This window comes from Paraburkholderia sp. CNPSo 3076, assembly GCF_026343935.1.
Taxonomy (GTDB): domain Bacteria; phylum Pseudomonadota; class Gammaproteobacteria; order Burkholderiales; family Burkholderiaceae; genus Paraburkholderia; species Paraburkholderia nodosa.
This window is the reverse complement of sequence record NZ_JAPMAL010000003.1, coordinates 204,650-223,447: the sequence shown is the minus strand read 5'-3', so window position 1 is coordinate 223,447 and position 18,798 is coordinate 204,650. Positions and strand designations below refer to the sequence as shown.

Here is an 18,798-nt window from a genome sequence, read left to right as displayed (position 1 = left end):
GCTGACGAACACGGTGTTCCGAAGCGGAAATAAAACAGATGGAGGTCCGATCATGAACAAGCTTATCCCCGCAGTTGTCGTTGCCGCCGCTCTTGCCGTCCCGGCTATCTCGTTCGCCCAGTCGAGCGAGCAAGGCCTGACCCGCGCCCAGGTGCGTGCGGAACTGGTTCAACTCGAGCACGCTGGCTACAACCCGTCGGCTGACCATGTGAACTATCCGGAAAACCTGCAGGCCGCCCAGGCGCGCGTGACCGAGGAAAAGCTCGCCGCCGGCGACACCAGCGGTTACGGCGCACCGGCAGTCGGCACGTCGCAGTCGGGTGCAGCGGTGCAACCTGCGCAAGTCGCGCCGAACCAGCGCATTTACTTCGGCCACTAAGCCCTGACCGAACGGAACCGCTTCAGGCGGTTCCGGCAAGCTACCCCCTGTAGTGAGTTGTCGCTGTACGTAGTCAGTAGTCGCAGCAGAAGTGAGCAGTGAGTTGCAGTAGAAGTTGCAGTTGCAATACGCAGTACGCAGTAGGTGAGTTGTTGCAGTCAGGAAGTTGCAGTACGCAGAGAGCAGAAGGTAGTTGAAGTTGGCTGGCGCAGTGAGAGGTGCAGCCGTGCAGTAGCAGTACGCAGTAGGTAGTACGTTGTTGCAACAGGCAGTCCAGCACGGGCCGGTTCTCCACCGGCCCGTACTTTTTTGTGGCGCGTTTTGTCCATATCTAAGGACGCCATATCAAATATTGACGGGTCCGAACGTCACTCCTATGATCGGGCGGCAGTTTCCCTGACAGTTGCCTCGCGACAGGAGACGCCCCGCCATGACCCGCTCCACCCGTAAGCCCTTGCGCAGCCAGGCCTGGTTCGGCAAAGCCGACAAGGACGGCTTCATTCACCGCTCGTGGATGAAGAATCAGGGCATCCCTCACGACGCGTTCGACGGCCGCCCCGTCATCGGCATCTGCAATACGTGGTCGGAACTCACGCCGTGCAACGCGCATTTTCGCGAACTCGCGGAGTATGTGAAAAAAGGCGTGTACGAAGCCGGCGGCCTGCCGCTCGAATTTCCCGTCATGTCGCTAGGCGAATCGAACCTGCGGCCCACCGCAATGCTGTTTCGCAACCTTGCCTCCATGGACGTGGAGGAGTCGATTCGCGGCAATCCGATCGACGGCACGATTCTGCTCGTCGGTTGCGACAAGACCACGCCTGCCTTGCTGATGGGCGCGGCGTCGTGCAACTTGCCCGCGCTCGCTGTCTCGGGCGGCCCGATGCTCAACGGGCGCTTCCGGGGCCATGAAATCGGCTCGGGCACAGGCGTGTGGCAAATGTCGGAGGAAGTGCGCGCGGGGACGATGTCGCAGGCCGAATTCGTCGAGGCGGAGTCGTGCATGAACCGCTCTCGCGGCCACTGCATGACCATGGGCACGGCTTCCACGATGGCCTCGATGGTCGAATCGCTGGGCATGGGGCTGCCGCACAACGCGGCCATTCCCGCGGTCGATGCGCGCCGCCAGGTGCTCGCGCAACTCGCCGGGCGGCGCATCGTCGAGATGGTGCGCGAGGACCTCACGATGTCGAAGATCCTTACGCGTGCCGCGTTCGAAAACGCGATCCGCACCAACGCGGCCATCGGCGGGTCGACCAACGCCGTCGTGCATCTGATCGCGCTCGCGCGGCGCATTGGCGTGCCGCTTTCGCTCGACGACTGGGAACTCGGCTCCGATGTCCCTTGCCTCGTGAATCTGCAGCCGTCCGGCCATTATCTGATGGAGGATTTTTACTACGCGGGCGGCCTGCCAGCGGTGCTGCGGCAACTGGGCGAGCAAGGGCTGCTGCATCGGGACGCGTTGACGGTCAACGGTAAAACCCTCTGGGAAAACGTGGCCGACGCGCCGAACTACAACGCCGAAGTCATTACCTCGTTTGCGCAGCCGTTCAAGCCCAAAGCCGGCATCGCCGTGCTCAAGGGCAACCTCGCGCCCGACGGCGCGGTCATCAAGCCTTCGGCCGCCACGCCGGCGCTGTTGCGTCATCGCGGCCGCGCGGTGGTGTTCGAGAACGTCGAGGAACTGCACGCGAAGGTCGATGACGCCTCGCTCGATATCGACGAGCATTGCATCATGGTCCTCAAAGGCGCGGGGCCCAGGGGCTATCCGGGCTTCGCCGAGGTCGGCAACATGCCGCTGCCGAAGAAAGTGCTGCAAAAGGGCATTACCGACATGGTGCGCATTTCGGACGGCCGCATGAGCGGCACGGCGTATGGTGCAGTCGTGCTGCACGTGTCGCCCGAAGCGGCGGCGGGCGGTCCGCTTGCGCTCGTGCGCACGGGCGACATGATCGAGCTGGACGTCGCGGCGCGGCGCCTGCATCTGGAAGTCTCCGACGCAGAACTCGCGCGCCGCAAGACGGAGTGGCAGGCGCCTGCGCTGCCCGAGCGCGGCTATTACCGGCTTTACGTCGAACACGTGCTGCAGGCCGACAAGGGCGCCGACCTGGACTTTCTTGTCGGCGCGAGCGGTGCGGACGTGCCGCGCGACTCCCACTGAGCGTGCCGGAGCACGCGATGAGCGCGCCAACCAGCGCCGCCGGTGCAATCGCGGGCATCTACCCGATCCTCTATGCGTTCTTCGATCGCGATAACCACCTCGACCGCGCGGCCATGCGGCGCCAGGTCGAAGCGGCCGTGCGTGGCGGCGCGCCGGGTATCGCCGTGCTCGGGCTCGCGACCGAGGTCAACAAGCTTTCGCGCGCCGAACGCGAGCAGGTGATCGACTGGGCGCAGGAGGACAGCGGCGGCGCACTGCCGCTCGCCGTCACGGTGAGCGGTCCCACGGTGCAGGCGCAGCGCGAATTCGCGCAACACGCCATCGAGCGCGGCGTGGCATGGCTGATCCTCCAGCCTCCCACGCGCGCTCAAGGCGAGCCTGCGCAACCCGAATCGTTCTATTTCGACTTCTTCGCGGGCGTGATGGCGGGGCTCGACGTGACGGTCGGCGTTCAGAACGCGCCCGAATATCTGGGCGTTGGGCTCACGCCGGGCAGTTTGCGCGCGCTTGCCGCGCAATGCCCGAACTTCCGTGTGCTCAAGGGCGAGGGCCCGGCGGTCACGATCGCCGAAACGATCGCGCAGATCGGCGACCCGATGCCCGTGCTCAACGGCCGCGGCGGGCTGGAATTGCTCGACAACCTGCGCGCCGGCTGCGCGGGCATGATCGTCGCGCCCGATTGCTTCGACTGGCAGCAGCAGGTTTACGCCGCGTTTTGCTCGGGCGATATCGAGCGCGCGCAAGCCCTGTACCAGCAGCTGCTGCCCGCCATCGTCTTCGTCATGCAGTCGCTCGATACGCTGATTTGCTACGGCAAGCGCATTGCGGCGTGGCGCATGGGCGTCGACGTCGACCATGAGCGCGACGTGAAGCTGGCGCCGAGCCGCTTCGGCCTCGAAGCCGCCCGGCGATTCGCGCGGCAACTGGGCCCGCTCGCGTGATCACCGCGCATGCAGATGGGGCACGCCCTCGCTCGTCGCGACCTTGAGCTGATGCAGCGCCCGGTGCGCCTTGTTCAACTGCGCCTGCGCGGCAATGCGCTGCGCCTCCAGCTGAGCGACGTCCTTGCGTATCTGGTGCTGGCGGCCCGTCACCGTCTGTTCCTGTTCCGCATGGCGCTGCAGGTCCACGCGCAGGCGTTCGGCCTGGGCTTCCGACTCCTCGATCTGCCGCGTGAGCTCCGCGTTTTGGGCGACGAGTTGCACGCGGCGCGTTTCGCCGTCGGCGAGGCGCGTGGCTTGCTCCTGCATCAGGTGAAACGCCGAGCCGGCCGCGTCGAGGTCGTTGGCTTTCAGCGCGCGCCACAGTACGCTTTCCTGATGCAGCGCGACGAAGTAGCCGAGTGTGGGCGGATGGAAAAAGAGGCTGACCGTATAGGCGAAGCAGCGAAAGACGCGGAAGGTCATCAACTCGTCGGCGGCGTGGAGCGCTTCGAACGCGGCGCCGTCGGCGATCTGCACCGGGCGGCCGTTCAGGTGCGCGGGCATGACCGGCACCGGATGGAGCGTGGAGACCGGTCGAGGCCCGCCGGCACTTTCGGGCAGCGCGGCCGCGCCCGCCGCCGGTTCCGCGCGAGACTCGATCTCGACGGGGGTCTCAGACGGCGTAATGGTGGGCTCGACCGCGGATTGCGGGACGCGGCTGGCGGCTTCGCTTGCGGCGGCGCGTTGCGTGGCGGCATCATGGGCCACGGCAAGGATTCGTGATGGCGCGCCAGAGAGCGCGGCGTTACGGCGGTTCAGAATGGATTTCACGGCGGTTCCCCCAGTTTGGCGCGCCGAAACCATGGCGCTCCGCGCGCGGCAGCGTGGCACACAGGCGCCGGCGCGCGGGCAAATGGGGCGGGCGATGCGGGTAGGGCGCCGTCCGCTCCGGATTCGCGTACTAGTGAAGCAGGCGAGGCCGGCGTGCAATATCGTCGAAGAGCGCACGGCCGGGTTCGAGCGCGAAAAGCCAGGTTTCGTCATAGCCGCTCAGCGTGTCGAGCGCATCGCGCAAGCGCTCGATGACCACGGCGGGAATTTCCACGGACGCCTGGGTGGCGCCGGAAAGCCGTGCGACGCTGGCGTGCTGGACCAGTTCGTCGGCGGCTTCGGCCACGTCGGCCGCAAAGATGAGATGGTTGTTCAACAATTCGACGAGGCCCGGCGACGACGTGACATCTTCGACGTTGAGCTGCAGCGAAAGAAAGGTGGCTTTGTTCATTCTCGGATCCCTCAGGGCCATGGGACTGCAGCGAGAGGCCTTTCATCTGATTATCGGGTGACGCGTGAATCAGTATAGGCGTTGACCCGCGCAAACGCAGGCCGGGCGAGCATGCCGGCGAAAAAAGGCGGCTGGAGCTTGAACGATATAATGGGGGACGTTCGCCATTTCCGGCTTCATTCGCGGAATGTGGCGCGCAAGCGAACGCCTGCGGCCCGCCGCGCATCCCATATGCGTATTTTTCGTCATACGCGAGGACCAAGCGAGGAACAGCAAGATGAATCGACAACGGCGAAATCCGGGCGCCTATGCGGCGCTGGCCGCCCTCACGCTCGTCTGCAGCGCCTGTAGCAGCACCTTCGCGCCCTGGGAGTCCCCAAGCGCGCCCCCCATGTCCACGAGCGGCGTGCCCGCGGGCTACTACCGCGTCAATCCGGGCGACACGCTCTCGCGCGTCGCCGGCGCGTTCGGCCAGCGTCCCCAGGACATCGCGAGCTGGAACCAGCTGCCTTCCGCCAACGCGCAGCTCCTGCCAGGCCAGGTGCTGCGCGTCGCTCCGCCGCCCAACTACGCAACGGCTGCGCCGCAGGCGCAGATGCCTGGCGGTGCACCCGCTGCCGCCGGCGTAGCCATGCCCGCGCCCGTGGCGCCCAGCATCGCGCTCGCGTGGCCGGCGCGCGGGCCGATCCTGCAGCGCTTCGTGCCGGGCAAGTCCACCGGCATCGTGATCGGCGGCACGCCCGGCGAGGAGGTCAAGGCCGCCGCCGCTGGCCGTGTGGTCTATGCGGGCACGGGTATCGAGGCCTACGGGCCACTCGTGATCATCAAGCACAACGACCAGGTCGTGACGGCTTATGGCCGCAACGGCAAGCTGCTCGTGAAGGAAGACGACGCCGTCTCGCAAGGCCAGCCGATCGCGGAAATGGGCAGCGGCGGTGTTCAGTTCGAAGTCCGTAGCGACGGCAAGCCCGTCGATCCGCTGCCGCTGCTCGCGCACTAGCCGGGGCGAAAGCGCGCCTTGCGCCCGGACCGGCATTGCGCTGGGCGGCCGTTTGAAAATACACTCGATGGTTCTCACGCCCTGCGGCGCGCGCCCGACAAGGCACGCGCCAGTGCGTCCCGCGCGTGCTTCAACCACGAGGATTTCATCGCAATGATCGACCTGCGCAGCGACACCGTCACCCGACCGAGCGAAGCCATGCTCGCCGCCATGACCCGCGCCGAAACCGGCGACGACGTTTGGGGCGACGACCCGACCGTGCTGCGCCTGCAGGCGCGCGTGGCACAGGAGGCGGGCAAGGAGGCGGGACTCTTCTTCCCGAGCGGCACGCAGAGCAACCTCGCCGCGCTGATGGCGCATTGCGCGCGCGGCGACGAGTACATTGTCGGCCAGGCGGCCCACACGTATAAGTACGAGGGCGGCGGTGCGGCCGTGCTGGGCAGCATTCAGCCGCAGCCGCTCGACAACGCCGAAGACGGCTCGATCCCGCTCGAGCGTATCGCCGCGGCGATCAAGCCGCTCGACGACCACTTCGCACGCACGCGTCTGCTCGCGCTCGAAAATACCATTGGCGGCAAGGTGCTGCCGGCGGATTACGTCGCGAAGGCCACGCAGCTCGCGCATGAGCGCGGGCTCGCCACGCACCTCGACGGTGCACGCGTGTACAACGCGGCGGTCGCCTCGGGCCAGCCGCTCGAGGCGCTCACGGCGGGCTTCGACTCGGTGTCGATCTGCTTTTCGAAAGGATTGGGCACGCCGGTGGGGTCGGTCCTGGTGGGCAGCCGCGCGCTCATCGACGCCGCGCATCGCTGGCGCAAGGTGCTGGGCGGCGGCATGCGCCAGTCGGGCGTGCTCGCGGCCGCGTGCCTTTACGCGCTCGATCACAACGTCGCGCGTCTCGCCGACGACCATGCGAACGCCGCGCGTCTCGCCGCCGGTCTTGCGCAGATCGATCAGGTGAAGGTGATGTCGCAGGCCACGAACATGGTGTTCGTGCAGTTCCGGCAGGAACACTGCGCGCCGCTGGAGGCGTATCTCAAGGAGCGCGGCATCCTCACGCAGATGCTGTACGCGTCGCGCTTCGTCACGCACCTCGACGTGACGGCCGCCGATATCGACACGTTCGTGGCGGCGGTGAAGGGCTACTTCGCGCGATAAGCCGGTAGCCGGGCTGGCCAAGGCGCGCTTTTCCCGCGCGCCTTGGCCTCAGACCTCATCCACTCGCACTGCCGGCATCAGCCGCGCTGCACCGCCCGGTGCGACGGCGCGAACAGCCGCAGCCCGCTTGCAATGGCCGCCGCGCCGGCAAATGCGCAGCCGAGGCCCAGGGCGAGCGTCGGGCCGTGCCGGCCCACGATCCCGAAGCACAGCGCCACCAGCGCCGCGCCCGTGGTCTGCCCGAGCAGACGCGAGACCGCGATGGTGCCACTCGCGCCGCCGCTGCGCTCGGGCGGCGCGCTCGCCATGATCGCCCGCAGGTTGGGCGACTGGAAAAAGCCGAAGCCCGCGCCGCAGATCGCCATGCGCACGACGATGTCCGTCACCGTGGGGTGCGCGGGCAGCAGCGCCAGCGACGCCATGCCCGCCGAGAGAATGGCGAGCCCGATTGCACCGAGCAGGCCCGGCGGATAGCGGTCGGAGAGGCGCCCCGCAATGGGCGCCGCGGCGGCCACGACCACGGGCCAGGGCGTCATCAGGAAGCCGGTCTCCACCTGGCTGCGCATCAGCACGGTTTCGAAATAGAACGGCAGTGAGACAAACGCGAGGCCCTGCGCCGCGAACGAGCAGATCGCGGTGACCGACGAAAGCGCGAAAACCGGCCGGCGAAACAGATCCACGGGCAGCATGGGTGCGGGATGCCCGGCCTCGCGGCGGATCAGCAGCGCGCCGAACACCAGCGCCACGACAGCCGCAATGCCCACTTCCATGCCTGGCGCGCGCTGCGCGGCCTCGCCGAGCGCGAAGATCAGCGCCGCGAACGTGATGACATTGAGCACCGCCGCGACGGGGTCGAAGGCGTGCTTGCCGCGCGCCGTCTGCGGCAGCGCGGGCAGCGCGAACACGAGCGCGAGCACGCCGAGCGGCACGTTGATCGCGAAGAGCCACGGCCAGGTGCCCGCGGAGAGGATCAGCGAGGCCACGGTCGGACCCACGGCGAACGAAACGCCCACGATCAGCGCGTTCGTGCCGAGCCCGCGCCCGAGCCGGTGCGGCGGGTAGAGAAAGCGGATCAGCGCCGTGTTCACGCTCATGATGGCGCTCGCGCCGAGCCCCTGCAGCACGCGTGCCCCGGCGAGCGCGGTGAGCGTGGGCGCGAGCGCGCAGGCGAGCGAAGCGACCGTGAAGATCGCGAGGCCGCTGATATAGATGCGCCGGTGGCCGATGATGTCGCCGAGCGCGGCGAGCGGCAGCAAGGTGGCGACCATTGCGAGCTGGTACGCGTTGATGATCCACACCGAGGCGGCCGGGGCCGCGTGCAGGTCGGTGGCGATGGCGGGCAGCGCGGTGTTGGCGATGGCGGTGTCGAGCGTCGCGAGCGCAACGGCGAGCATCACCGCGCCCATGGCGCGGCGGTTCTTCGCGGACATGGGCGCGTCGGGCGGCTCGGTATTGAGCGTATTGCGGGTTTCGCGCGCCGCGGAAAAGGTTTCGGACAAGACAGTCTCGGGCGGATGGACGATGAAGGCTGCGGCGCGGGCCGAGCGGACGAATTTCGCGATTGTTACAGAGCCCGCCCGGTTCTGCAGGAGACACTCCAGGGCGTGGGGTGACTGTAAGGGTTTGGGTGACGCACTCGATCGCGCATCATGCGCCGGCATATCGCAACTAACCGCCAAGCCCGTCATGCGCAGGCATGGCGTCGCGCTGCGCGCGCGCAACCGTCCGCATGGCAAGGGATCGAGGCGGCCGGCGGGTTCCGCGCGGCTGGCGGCCGCGCTCCGCGCCCGGTTGGCGCGCCGCCGCACGCCATTTGAAAATGCACTACTCTGCAAATTGATCTGCGCTCGCTGGCGAGCGGTGCCGGCCTTTTGCGCCGCTGCGCCGATGCGTCATCGTCTCGTTCCGCCGCGCGCGGCGCAGGCCCAGAACAACCGCGCGCCCTGCACCTTTTATGGGCGCGCCGCCATTTCCAGCGCTTTGCGTGGGACTGCACTAAGCGCTCTGCGTGGGGCCGGAGTAAGCGCTAAAGCACTAACTCCGGCCGACAGCTAAAGCGCCAAGTGCACTCGACAGGAGTCGTCGATGACAGCCATCGGTCTCGAGTTCGATCAGTTGCAAAGCAGCGTCGAAGCGCTGCGCCGTTCCCTCTCCAATCGCCTGATGTACGGTGTCGGTAAGGACGCCGTGACGGCCCGTCCGCAAGACTGGCTGCACGCCGCGGTGCTTGCCGTGCGCGACCGGCTCGTCGAGCGCTGGATGATCACCACCCGCCGCCAGTACGACCAGGACGTCAAACGCGTCTATTACCTGTCGATGGAATTTCTCATCGGCCGCACGTTCTCGAACGCGCTGATCGCGCTCGGCATACGCGACCAGATGAAAGAGGCGCTGGCGAGCGTGGGCGTCGACATGGACACGGTGCTCGACTACGAGCCCGACGCCGCGCTCGGCAACGGCGGTCTCGGCCGGCTCGCGGCGTGCTTCCTCGATTCGATGGCGACGCTCGGCATTCCGGGCTTCGGCTATGGCATTCGCTACGACTACGGCATGTTCCGCCAGCAGATTGTGAACGGCGAGCAGGTCGAGGCGCCCGACTACTGGCTGCGCTACGGCAATCCCTGGGAATTCCCGCGGCCCGAGGTCCAGTATCCGGTGCGCTTTGGCGGGCGCACCATGCAGAGCAACGGCCATGTCGAATGGGTCGACACGCAGCATGTCAACGCCATGGCCTACGACACGGTCATTCCCGGCTACGACACCAGCGCGACCAACACGCTGCGGCTGTGGTCCGCGCGCGCGGATGAGGAACTCGACCTCTCGGCGTTCAACCAGGGCGACTATCAGCGCGCGGTGGAAGCGCGCAACATCTCCGAGAACGTCTCGCGGCTGCTCTATCCCGACGACTCGACGATGGCCGGGCGCGAGTTGCGTCTGCGCCAGGAATACTTTTTCGTCTCCGCGACGATGCAGGACCTGATTCGCCGCTATCTGCGCACGCACAGCACGTTTGGGCGCTTCTCCGAAAAGGTCGCGGTGCACCTGAACGACACGCACCCGGTGCTGGCCATTCCCGAGCTGATTCGCCTGCTCGTGGACGTGCATCATCTGCCATGGGACGAGGCGATGGGCCACGTGCGCCGCGTGTTCTCGTACACCAACCACACGCTGATGCCCGAAGCGCTAGAAACCTGGGACATCGAACTATTGGCACGCCTCTTGCCGCGCCACCTCGAAATCATATTCGACATCAACGCGGCGTTCCTGCGCGAAGCGAGCGACCGCGGCGCGCACGACCTCGACCTGATCCGCCGCATCTCGCTCGTGGACGAATACGGCCAGCGCCGCGTGCGCATGGCCTATCTTGCGATCGTGGCGAGCCACAAGGTGAACGGCGTCTCGAAGTTGCATTCGCAACTGATGACGCGCGATATCTTCGCCGACTTTGCTCGCCTCTTTCCCGACCGCTTCACGAACGTGACCAACGGCATTACGCCGCGCCGCTGGCTCGCGCAGGCGAGCCCGCCGCTCGCGCGCCTCGTGGACGAAGCGATCGGGCCGCGCTGGCGCAGCGATCTCTTCGAGCTGGGCGCGCTGAGCAAGCTGCGCGGCGACGCTTCGTTCGAAGCCGCGTTCCGCGCGGCCAAGCGCAGCAACAAGGTGCGCCTCGCACATCGCGCCCTGGAGCGCACGGGCATCGTCTTCAATCCCGATGCGCTGTTCGACATGCAGGTCAAGCGTATTCACGAGTACAAGCGCCAGTTGCTCAACGTGCTGCACGTGATCACGCGCTACAACCGCATTGTCGAAGCGCCGGAGCGCGACTGGGCGCCGCGCGTCGTGCTGTTCGCGGGCAAGGCCGCGTCGGCGTACCGCATGGCGAAGATGATCATCCACCTCATCAACGACGTGGCCGCGAAGATCAACAACGATCCCGTGGTGGGGGATCGGCTCAAGGTGGTGTTCGTGCCGAACTACGGCGTGAGCGTGGCCGAGGTGCTGATTCCCGCGGCGGACCTTTCCGAGCAGATCTCGACAGCGGGCACCGAAGCGTCGGGCACTGGCAACATGAAGCTCGCGCTCAACGGCGCGCTCACCATCGGCACGCTCGACGGCGCGAACATCGAGATCGGCGAGGCCGTGGGGCAGGACAACATCTTCATCTTCGGGCACACGTCCGACCAGGTCGACCAGCTGCGTTGCGCGGGCTACCGGCCGCGCCAGGTCTACGAGGAAAACGCCGAGTTGCGCCGCGCGCTCGACCAGATCCGCACGGGCTTCTTCTCACCGCACGATTCGGCACGCTACACGGACATCTTCCACACGCTCGTGGACTGGGGCGACCACTACCTCGTGCTGGCCGACTACTCGGCCTTCATCGAGGCCCAGGACGCCGCCGACCAGCGCTTCATGGACGTGCCGGCATGGACCGCGAGCGCGATTGAAAACGTGGCGGGGATGGGGAAATTCTCTTCGGACCGTGCGATCGCGGAATACGCCCGCGATATCTGGCACGTGAAGTCGATCGAGATGGAGTGAGGGGCGAGCGTCCGCAGTGCTGCCGGCAGTGCTTCGCGCGGTATCAGGGCGCTGCGGGCCGCGTCGTGCCACCCTCGGCCTGCGCCGCTTGCGCGGCCTTGGCGGTGCGCACCGCTTCTTGCACGCGTTCGAGGAATGCCGGGTCGAGGCTCGTGACCGCCTCGCGCGATTCGCCGCCCGTCACGACATAGAGCCGGTGCACGGCTTCCTGCCAGAGCCACGCGAGCCAGCCCACCACGATCACCATCACGCCGCACGCGAGACCGGTCGCCGAGCCGAGCACGCCGCCCACGACAGCGCCGGCGGCGCCGACCAGGCTAATCGCGATGGGCACGACGCGGCTGCGCCGCCCGATGACGATGCGCACGTCCTCGATGTCGCGCATGGGGAACACCTGGCCGGCTGCGGAGAGCGCGTTGCGCGTGACCGAGACGGCGGCTTCGTTGAAAGGGAGTTCCATCGGTTCGATAGCGGCGGGGTGAGAGAGCGCAGCGTACCAGAAGCGGGGCCAGGGCGGGGCCGCGGCGGACATAACGCCGCAGGCCGGACGCATCGCAGGTTGGGCAACGTGCCGATGCCGCTATACTTGCGCGCTTTTATTGCCCCCGTCAGCACCAAGGATTCCCCATGAGCGCACTGCCACGCTGTCCGAAATGCAATTCCGAGTTCACCTACGAAGACGGGGGCGTCTACATCTGCCCGGAGTGTGCGCATGAATGGTCGGGGCAAGCCACCGCGCCGGCCGAAACAGCGGGCAAGGTGTATCGCGATTCGGCCGGCAATGTCCTTCAGGACGGGGATGCCGTCACGGTCATCAAGGACTTGAAACTCAAGGGTTCGGGTGGCGTGATCAAGATGGGCACCAAAGTGAAAAATATCCGGCTGGTGGACAGCGACCACGATATCGATTGCAAGATAGATGGCTTTGGCGCGATGAGTCTCAAATCGGAATTCGTCAAGAAGGCGTGACGAAGGGCGTCGTGCATCAACTGGGATGAACCAAAAAAAAGCGGGGCATCCCAAGGGATGCCCCGTCCGGTAAGGCGCGGCGTGCAGCCTGGGCTGCGGCGCGCCGAGCAGAGCCGGCGCTATGAGTCGCCGGCTGCCGCTGTTGCGCAAGTTACGCTGCTTAGAACTTGTGGCGGATACCGACGCGAACCGCGACTTGATCCTGCGAACCCGTGCCCGACGGCTGGTAGATGCTCGAGTTCGAGTCGCCGATCTGCGCCTGAACCTTCTGGCCGTTCGCGAGCGTGCCCGATGCGTCCTGGTACGACACGAGACCGTAGACGTCGGTGCGCTTGCTGAGCGCGTAGTCAACCGATGCGTTGACCTGGTTCCAGTGAGCCGTCTGGCTGCCCGAGGTGCGCGAGTACGTGTAGCCGAGGCCAGCCGTGAGAGCCGGCGTGAAGGCGTACTTGCCGCCTGCTTCGTACGCGTTGTAGAGCGTCGACGAACCGGCGATCGGCGAGAGCAACGTGTTGGTCCACAGGGCCCACAGCGTTGCCGGGCCGACGATGTAACGGCCACCAACGCCAAACGAGCGCAGGCCGTGCAGCGCGACGCTGGTCTGGGTCGCCGGCAGGTTGGCGATCGAGGTCGTCGACTGCGTGGTGTTGGCCGGGTACGTGATGTTCGTGTACGCGGCGCCGAGGCTGAACGGGCCGTAGCCGTAGTTCGCGCCGAAGCTGTAGGCACGCGACGAAGCCGTCGAAGCCGTTGTCGGTGCGCCGGCGAACGACGTCGAGTTCGAGAAGCCATACAGACCGCCGAACGTGAAGCCCGAGAAGTTCACGCTCTGGAACTTGACCGCGTTGTTGATGCGGCTCGACGTAAGCTGGTCGACGTCATTGAAGTGGTATGCCCAGTTACCCGAAACCGTGTTGCCACCGGTCGAGTACTGCGAGCCGAGAATGTCCGTGCTGAACGAGTATTGACGGCCGAACGTCAGCGAACCGATGTTCGACTGCGTCAGACCGACGAATGCTTGACGGCCGAACATCGCGCCGCCCTGGCCTGCCGTGCCGTTACCGCTGTTGAAGCCGTTTTCGAGCACGAAGATCGCCTTCAGGCCGCCGCCCAGGTCTTCCGTGCCGCGCAGGCCCCAACGGCTGCCTTGAGCTACGCCGTCACCGTACGAATATTGGTGCGAGCTGCCGCCCGTCGCATTCTTCACGTTGCTGATGTAGTTCACACCCGCGTCGATGATGCCGTACAGCGTCACGCTGCTTTGTGCGTGGGCAACGCCTGCGATCGAGGCCAGAATAGCGGTGGTCAGAATTTTCTTTTTCAACTGTTGCTCCGGGTAAAGGAAAGATGACGACTCCGGCCTCTTATGGGCCGGTCAATGTGACGGGCTGCAATTTAAGGGTCGATCACGAAAAGAATGTGACAGTAAGGTTTTGTAGGGTAAATGTCGCCATTCTGTTGTGTGGATGCGACATACGGGTTGCAGGCCGGGAGAACGGCGCCTGAAGCCCGCCGTTATTGGATTTGCGGGCGATTTTCCTGTCAATTTGAAAGGCCGGACTGCGACAATCGGCCATATAAGATTTTTTTCTAAGCTTTCTTCTATTTGCCCGGGTTAATCGATCTTTTGAATCTGGGTTCAAGCTGAGTGTGATTAATCCCAAGAACGCATTAACGGCCGATCAATGCGCGCTTTACATGGTTGATTGCCACCGATTCATGAAAGTGGAAAATTAGTTACCCGAAATAATCGAAATGGCGGGAAACGCCCATGAAAAAAGGGCTCGCACCCAGGAGGCGAGCCCTTTGACGGTAAGGCGTTGCCGTTACAGCGAGAGAAGCGAGCCGCTGCGAATGGGCTTTTCGCCGGCAATGCGTGCGACTTCCATGCCGGCCGTGGCGAAGCGCGCGCTATGGCGTGCGTACATCACGCCGCTCACGCCCGCGTGCAGCGTGGTCACGGTGTCGGCGAGCGGGTCGATGACATCGGCAATTGCCGCGCCGCGTTCCACCCACGTGCCGCAATCCACGCGAAACACGAGCACGCCGCTGGCAGGGGCCACGATCGGCTCCGTGCCCGCGAGCGGCGTGGCCGCATGGGCGAGTGGCGGCAGCGGCGCGGCCGTGCCTTCGATGACGCCGCGCCCGATCAGATAGTCGACGATGGCCTGGGCGTCGTGCTCGGCGAGTTCGTGCGAGACGTCGCGCTGGCCGCGCAGTTCGACCGTTACCGAAATCGAGCCGTACGGAATGGGGAAGCGTGTGCCGAAGTGCTCGCGCAGCTCCGACCAGCAGAAGCTGTGAATCTCGTCGAACGGATTACCGATCGAGTTGAGCGCGAGGAGCGACGCCTTGGCGTCGAGATAGCGCGCGAGCGGCTCGACTTCGGGCCACAGTTCGGGGTTCGTGTAGATGTGCATGGCGGCTTCCCAGTCGCAATGCAGGTCCAGCACGATGTCGGCGTCATACGAAAGGCGCTGCAGCGCGAGCCGCATCGAATCGAGTTCGGTTTTCGGCTTCTGCGCGGTCAGTGCTTCGCCCATGGCGGCGCGGATCGCGGTGCGGTTCGCGGCTTCGTCGAGCCCGAGACTCGCCTCGATGTTGGGCAGCACGAGCGCGGTGAGCTCGTGGAAATTGCGGTTGAAGTTCTGCGCCGTATTCGACTCGAAGCGGCCGATCATATGCCCGAGCCAGTGCTGATTCAGACCCACGGGGTTGGGCACCGGCACGATCACGATCTCGCCGCGAAGGCGGCCCGCAGCTTCCAGCTCCGCGAGCTTGCGGCGCAGCGCCCACGAGACGAGCATGCCCGGCAGTTCGTCGGCGTGCAGCGAGGACTGAATGTAGACCTTGGGACCGCCGGCGTTGCCGTAGTGGAAACTGGCAAGTTCCCGCGCGGTACCGAGGGCGGGCGCGATCAACGGGTGGTTTCGGGTTTGCATGATGGGTGCGCGAGGCGCGGCGGCCCGCAAAAGGTGTTGGAGTGAACGATGGCCCCGCAGGAACACGCAGGGGCCGCAGCCCGATCTTAGCCGATTCGACGCGCCGCCGGAACCAGCGCGCCCGCGCACGTCTGCGGCATCGTCAGAAAATAGGGAATCCGAAATAAAATCCCGGAAAAGAAAAAGCCCGGACGGTAAGCCCGGGCTTCGCGCGCCGTGAGGCAGCGCCGGCGCGATGCGGTGCTTAGCCGCCGTACACGTCGAAGTCGAAGTACTTGGCTTCGATCTTCTTGTACGTGCCGTCCTTGATCATGTCGGCGATAGCCTTGTCGATCTTGCCCTTCAGGTCGGCGTCTTCCTTGCGCAGGCCGATCGCGGCGGCGCCCGTCGGGATTTCCTTGCCGGCGAACTGGAAGCCAGCGCCGCGCGGCGTCTTCAGGAAGCCCAGATCCGCTTGCACTTCATCCTGCAGCGCGGCGTCCAGACGGCCCGAGATCAGGTCGGCGTAGACCTGGTCCTGGTTTTGGTAAGGAACGACGTTCACGCCCTTCGGCGCCCAGTTTTCCTTCGCGTAGGTTTCCTGGATCGTGCCTTGCTCCACGCCCACCGACTTGCCCTTGAGCGAGTCAGCCGTCGGGGCGAGGCTCGAGCCCTTCTTGGCGACGAGGCGCGTCGGCGTGTTGAACAGCTTCGCCGAGAAGGCGATCTGTTGCTCGCGCTGCGGGGTGATCGTCATCGACGAGAGCACGCCGTCGAACTTCTTGGCCTTCAGGCCCGGGATCATGCCGTCGAAGTCCTGCTCGACCCACACGCACTTGGCGTTCAGGCGCTTGCAGATTTCGTTGCCGAGGTCGATGTCGAAGCCGACCAGCTTGCCATCGGGTGCTTTGGATTCGAACGGTGCGTAGCTGGCGTCAACGCCGAAACGCATGGTGGACCAGTCCTTCGCATGGGCGACGCCAGCCGAGACGGCGAGCAGGGCAACCGTGAGGGTGGCAAGCAGTTTCTTCACTATGGGTACTCCTCGAGATGGTTCAGGGCGCGCCGCGTGCGGTTGTGCCGCCATGGCGCATTTTCCGGCGCGGCTCGCGCCGGATTATTGTTGGACCCGCCAGCCTGCGGCCAGCAAAGCGCGCGCAAGCTTACCAGGTCAAAATTGCTGCGTCGCTAGTGTAATACCGGATAGCGGGAACGGGACCCGCTAAGTGTACGCCCGTGCGCTTGTACGATTTAACGCAAAGCCTTGTCAGACAAGGCGCGCAGGTCAATGCGGAGGGGCCGTTGCGGGGTGCCTGGGATGGGCTGCGCGATGCTCTGCCGCAACAGTCGGAAGAATGCGGTGCCGCACGGTCGCGGCATCGTCAACGATATGAAGGGAAATTGAAATCGAATCGACGGCGCGCTGTTGGTTTTCGGCCCGAATGGGGTCATCCGGCGCGCCGTCTTTTGTCGCGGTGCAGCAGATGTATCGGCTGCACCGCGTGGATGACGTCAGACCACGCGCACGCCCGCGCGCCACGTCGCGCGCGGCACCGGCAGCGTATCGAGCATCGTCACCCGCACGAAGTCCGCGCGCAGGCCCGGCTCGATCGCGCCGCGGTCGTGCAGGCCCGACTTGCTGGCGGGTTCCCACGAGACCGTGGCGAGCGCGCGCGGCAACGTCCAGTCGGCCTTGGTCACGAGGTCGAACGCGGCGGTCAGGAGGCTCGACGGCACGTAGTCGGACGAGAGGATGTCGAGCAAACCGGCCTGCGCCAGCTCCAGCGCCGAGACGTTGCCCGAGTGCGAGCCGCCGCGCACCACATTCGGCGCGCCCATGATCGTTGCGATGCCGCGCTTTTTCGCTTCCTCGGCGGCCACGCGCGTGGTCGGAAATTCGGCGAGCACGATGCCTTCGGCGGCGGCCTGCTCGACGTGCTCCACGAGCGTGTCGTCGTGGCTCGCGAGCGGGATGCCGCGCGCCCGGCAACGCTGCACGATTTCGAGGCGGTGCGCATCGGCGTAGCGCTCCTGCTCGGTGGCCATTTCGGCGAGCATGGTGTTGGTCTGCTCGTCGCTCCACTTGCCGTGGCGCTCCTGGAAGCGGCGCCATTGCGCGCGGTCGTGCCACTGGCGCTGGCCCGGCGTGTGGTCCATCACCGAGGCGAGGCGCAGCAGCGGGTGGTCGCTGAGCGTGTCGAACAGTTCGATCACGTCTTCGGTGGCGATTTCGCAGCGCAAGTGCAGGAAGTGCTCGGCGCGCAGCAGGTTGCGCTCGGAAAAACGCTTGAGCGCATGGGCGCTAGCGAGCTGCACGTCGCGGCCGCGCACGCCCACGGCCAGGCGCGTGCCGATGGCCAGCGCGTCGAAGACCGTGGTGATGCCGGCGGCGGCGATCTGCGCGTCGTGAATGACGAATGCGGCGTCGGTGTTCCAGTGCACGCCGGGGCGCGGCGCGAGGTGCTTTTCCAGGTTGTCGGTGTGCAGTTCGACGAGACCGGGCAGCAGGAAGTCGCCTTCCCAGTCTTCGGCTTCGGGCGCGGCGGTCGAGCCGCGCGAGATGTCGCGGATCTTGCCGTCTTCCACGCTTAGCGTGCCGGTGAAAACGTCGTCTCGCGTCACGATGCGAGCGTTTTTGATCAACATCGTCAGGCTCCGTATCAGTTATCGGTTTGCGCCGTTCAGGCGGTATTCAGGCTGCGGCGCTGAGTGACGCTTGCGCGCGCGGCGCGGTGAGTTCGAGTAAGCGCGTGGCGACGCGCTCGCGCGTGTCCTCGTCGTGGAATACGCCGACGATCGCTGCGCCGCGCGCTCGCGCTTCGCCAATCAGGCTCGCGACGACTTCGCGGTTTTCCGCGTCGAGCGAGGCCGTGGGTTCGTCCAGCAAGAGCACGCGGTGCTGCGCGATCAAGCCCCGCGCGATGTTCACGCGCTGCTGCTCGCCGCCCGAAAACGTGGCTGGCGCGAGCGGCCAGAGGCGCTGTGGCACGTTCAGGCGTGCAAGCAGAGTTTGCGCGCGCTCGCGTGCTTCGTCTTCCTCTACGCCGCGCGAAACGAGCGGCGCGGCCACGATGTCGAGCGCGCTCACGCGCGGAATCACGCGCAGGAACTGGCTCACGTAGCCCACCACGTTGCGGCGCAGGCGCAGGATGTCGTGAGGCGCAGCGCCTGTGATCGCCAGATGCTCGAGCGGCGCGCCCTCGTCGCGGATCGCAATCGACCCGCCGCTTGCGAGATAGTTGCCGTACAGGCAGCGCAAGAAGGTGCTCTTGCCCGCGCCCGAGGGTCCGACCAGCACGATGCATTCGCCGCGCTCCACGTCGAGCGAAACGCCCGCGAGCGCTTCGATGCCGATGCCGCCCTGGCCGTGCAGCGTGAAGGTCTTGCGCACGTCTTCGGCGCGCAGCATGAGCGCCGGTCTTTCGAGGAACGCGCGCGTGCCCGGTGATGAGTTCAGAGTCATGTCTTT

At 65.9% G+C, this 18,798-nt stretch carries 16 protein-coding genes; 7 read left to right on the top strand and 9 right to left on the bottom strand.

The window, feature by feature from the left end:
• Positions 1-52 precede the first annotated feature (52 nt).
• The 3 genes from M3A49_RS04835 (at position 53) to M3A49_RS04825 (ending at position 3,478) form a co-directional block, all read left to right on the top strand.
• Entirely contained in the window at positions 53-379 is a 327-nt protein-coding gene (locus M3A49_RS04835) for a DUF4148 domain-containing protein (RefSeq protein WP_266227666.1), read from the top strand.
• A 430-nt stretch (positions 380-809) separates the two neighbouring features.
• The gene (locus M3A49_RS04830; protein WP_266227665.1) at positions 810-2,537 is read left to right on the top strand and encodes an IlvD/Edd family dehydratase; all 1,728 of its coding nucleotides are present in this window, start codon (positions 810-812) and stop codon (positions 2,535-2,537) included.
• A 17-nt stretch (positions 2,538-2,554) separates the two neighbouring features.
• Complete coding sequence (locus M3A49_RS04825; RefSeq protein ID WP_266227664.1) at positions 2,555-3,478, top strand: dihydrodipicolinate synthase family protein; 924 nt, start codon at positions 2,555-2,557, stop codon at positions 3,476-3,478.
• Here M3A49_RS04825 and M3A49_RS04820 read toward each other — a convergent pair whose 3' ends face one another.
• Together M3A49_RS04820 and M3A49_RS04815 are read right to left on the bottom strand one after the other, a co-directional pair.
• A complete protein-coding gene (locus tag M3A49_RS04820) occupies positions 3,479-4,291 on the bottom strand; it encodes a DUF2968 domain-containing protein (RefSeq protein ID WP_266227663.1) in 813 nt (270 codons plus the stop codon).
• Between the two features lie 130 nt (positions 4,292-4,421).
• Positions 4,422-4,742, bottom strand: a complete 321-nt coding sequence (locus tag M3A49_RS04815) for a hypothetical protein (protein WP_254353643.1) — start codon at positions 4,740-4,742, stop codon at positions 4,422-4,424.
• A 277-nt stretch (positions 4,743-5,019) separates the two neighbouring features.
• Between M3A49_RS04815 and M3A49_RS04810 the strand changes: the two genes are divergently transcribed.
• Together M3A49_RS04810 and ltaE are read left to right on the top strand one after the other, a co-directional pair.
• On the top strand, positions 5,020-5,742 hold the full coding sequence (locus M3A49_RS04810; protein ID WP_266227662.1) for a peptidoglycan DD-metalloendopeptidase family protein: 723 nt from the start codon (positions 5,020-5,022) through the stop codon (positions 5,740-5,742).
• A gap of 153 nt (positions 5,743-5,895) precedes the next feature.
• Positions 5,896-6,900, top strand: a complete 1,005-nt coding sequence (ltaE, locus tag M3A49_RS04805) for a low-specificity L-threonine aldolase (RefSeq protein ID WP_266227661.1) — start codon at positions 5,896-5,898, stop codon at positions 6,898-6,900.
• A 77-nt stretch (positions 6,901-6,977) separates the two neighbouring features.
• On the opposite strand, the gene M3A49_RS04800 is transcribed toward ltaE, so the two are convergent.
• Positions 6,978-8,330 carry an MFS transporter gene (locus M3A49_RS04800; RefSeq protein WP_266227835.1) on the bottom strand — a complete coding sequence of 451 codons (1,353 nt, stop codon included), beginning with the start codon at positions 8,328-8,330 and terminating at the stop codon, positions 6,978-6,980.
• Between the two features lie 655 nt (positions 8,331-8,985).
• Here M3A49_RS04800 and M3A49_RS04795 point away from each other — a divergent pair.
• Positions 8,986-11,439: a glycogen/starch/alpha-glucan phosphorylase gene (locus tag M3A49_RS04795; RefSeq protein WP_254353646.1), complete on the top strand. Its 2,454-nt coding sequence runs from the start codon at positions 8,986-8,988 to the stop codon at positions 11,437-11,439.
• Positions 11,440-11,482: 43 nt separating this feature from the next.
• Here the strand turns inward: M3A49_RS04795 and M3A49_RS04790 are convergent, their stop codons facing one another.
• A complete protein-coding gene (locus M3A49_RS04790; RefSeq protein WP_266227660.1) occupies positions 11,483-11,899 on the bottom strand; it encodes a DUF6232 family protein in 417 nt (138 codons plus the stop codon).
• A gap of 167 nt (positions 11,900-12,066) precedes the next feature.
• Between M3A49_RS04790 and M3A49_RS04785 the strand changes: the two genes are divergently transcribed.
• Positions 12,067-12,408: a zinc ribbon domain-containing protein YjdM gene (locus tag M3A49_RS04785; RefSeq protein ID WP_254337115.1), complete on the top strand. Its 342-nt coding sequence runs from the start codon at positions 12,067-12,069 to the stop codon at positions 12,406-12,408.
• 160 nt (positions 12,409-12,568) lie between these two features.
• Here the strand turns inward: M3A49_RS04785 and M3A49_RS04780 are convergent, their stop codons facing one another.
• From M3A49_RS04780 to phnL, 5 genes are all read right to left on the bottom strand, one after another.
• Entirely contained in the window at positions 12,569-13,732 is a 1,164-nt protein-coding gene (locus M3A49_RS04780; protein WP_266227659.1) for a porin, read from the bottom strand.
• A 502-nt stretch (positions 13,733-14,234) separates the two neighbouring features.
• Entirely contained in the window at positions 14,235-15,350 is a 1,116-nt protein-coding gene (locus tag M3A49_RS04775; RefSeq protein WP_254353649.1) for a succinylglutamate desuccinylase/aspartoacylase family protein, read from the bottom strand.
• Between the two features lie 244 nt (positions 15,351-15,594).
• Positions 15,595-16,362, bottom strand: coding sequence for an ABC transporter substrate-binding protein (locus M3A49_RS04770; protein ID WP_254337121.1), 768 nt, complete (start codon positions 16,360-16,362; stop codon positions 15,595-15,597).
• A 479-nt stretch (positions 16,363-16,841) separates the two neighbouring features.
• Complete coding sequence (locus tag M3A49_RS04765) at positions 16,842-17,975, bottom strand: alpha-D-ribose 1-methylphosphonate 5-triphosphate diphosphatase (RefSeq protein ID WP_266227658.1); 1,134 nt, start codon at positions 17,973-17,975, stop codon at positions 16,842-16,844.
• Between the two features lie 46 nt (positions 17,976-18,021).
• Complete coding sequence (phnL, locus tag M3A49_RS04760; protein WP_266227657.1) at positions 18,022-18,792, bottom strand: phosphonate C-P lyase system protein PhnL; 771 nt, start codon at positions 18,790-18,792, stop codon at positions 18,022-18,024.
• Positions 18,793-18,798: the final 6 nt, after the last annotated feature.

Excerpts from the sequence above, each read along its gene's own strand:
- M3A49_RS04815 (WP_254353643.1), bottom strand. The coding sequence starts at position 4,742 with ATGAACAAAGCCACCTTTCTTTCGCTGCAGCTCAACGTCGAAGATGTC.
- M3A49_RS04810 (WP_266227662.1), top strand. The coding sequence starts at position 5,020 with ATGAATCGACAACGGCGAAATCCGGGCGCCTATGCGGCGCTGGCCGCC.
- M3A49_RS04790 (WP_266227660.1), bottom strand. The coding sequence starts at position 11,899 with ATGGAACTCCCTTTCAACGAAGCCGCCGTCTCGGTCACGCGCAACGCG.
- M3A49_RS04765 (WP_266227658.1), bottom strand. The coding sequence starts at position 17,975 with ATGTTGATCAAAAACGCTCGCATCGTGACGCGAGACGACGTTTTCACC.
- ltaE (WP_266227661.1), top strand. The coding sequence starts at position 5,896 with ATGATCGACCTGCGCAGCGACACCGTCACCCGACCGAGCGAAGCCATG.
- M3A49_RS04835 (WP_266227666.1), top strand. The coding sequence starts at position 53 with ATGAACAAGCTTATCCCCGCAGTTGTCGTTGCCGCCGCTCTTGCCGTC.
- phnL (WP_266227657.1), bottom strand. The coding sequence starts at position 18,792 with ATGACTCTGAACTCATCACCGGGCACGCGCGCGTTCCTCGAAAGACCG.
- M3A49_RS04785 (WP_254337115.1), top strand. The coding sequence starts at position 12,067 with ATGAGCGCACTGCCACGCTGTCCGAAATGCAATTCCGAGTTCACCTAC.
- M3A49_RS04795 (WP_254353646.1), top strand. The coding sequence starts at position 8,986 with ATGACAGCCATCGGTCTCGAGTTCGATCAGTTGCAAAGCAGCGTCGAA.
- M3A49_RS04830 (WP_266227665.1), top strand. The coding sequence starts at position 810 with ATGACCCGCTCCACCCGTAAGCCCTTGCGCAGCCAGGCCTGGTTCGGC.
- M3A49_RS04775 (WP_254353649.1), bottom strand. The coding sequence starts at position 15,350 with ATGCAAACCCGAAACCACCCGTTGATCGCGCCCGCCCTCGGTACCGCG.
- M3A49_RS04825 (WP_266227664.1), top strand. The coding sequence starts at position 2,555 with ATGAGCGCGCCAACCAGCGCCGCCGGTGCAATCGCGGGCATCTACCCG.
- M3A49_RS04800 (WP_266227835.1), bottom strand. The coding sequence starts at position 8,330 with ATGTCCGCGAAGAACCGCCGCGCCATGGGCGCGGTGATGCTCGCCGTT.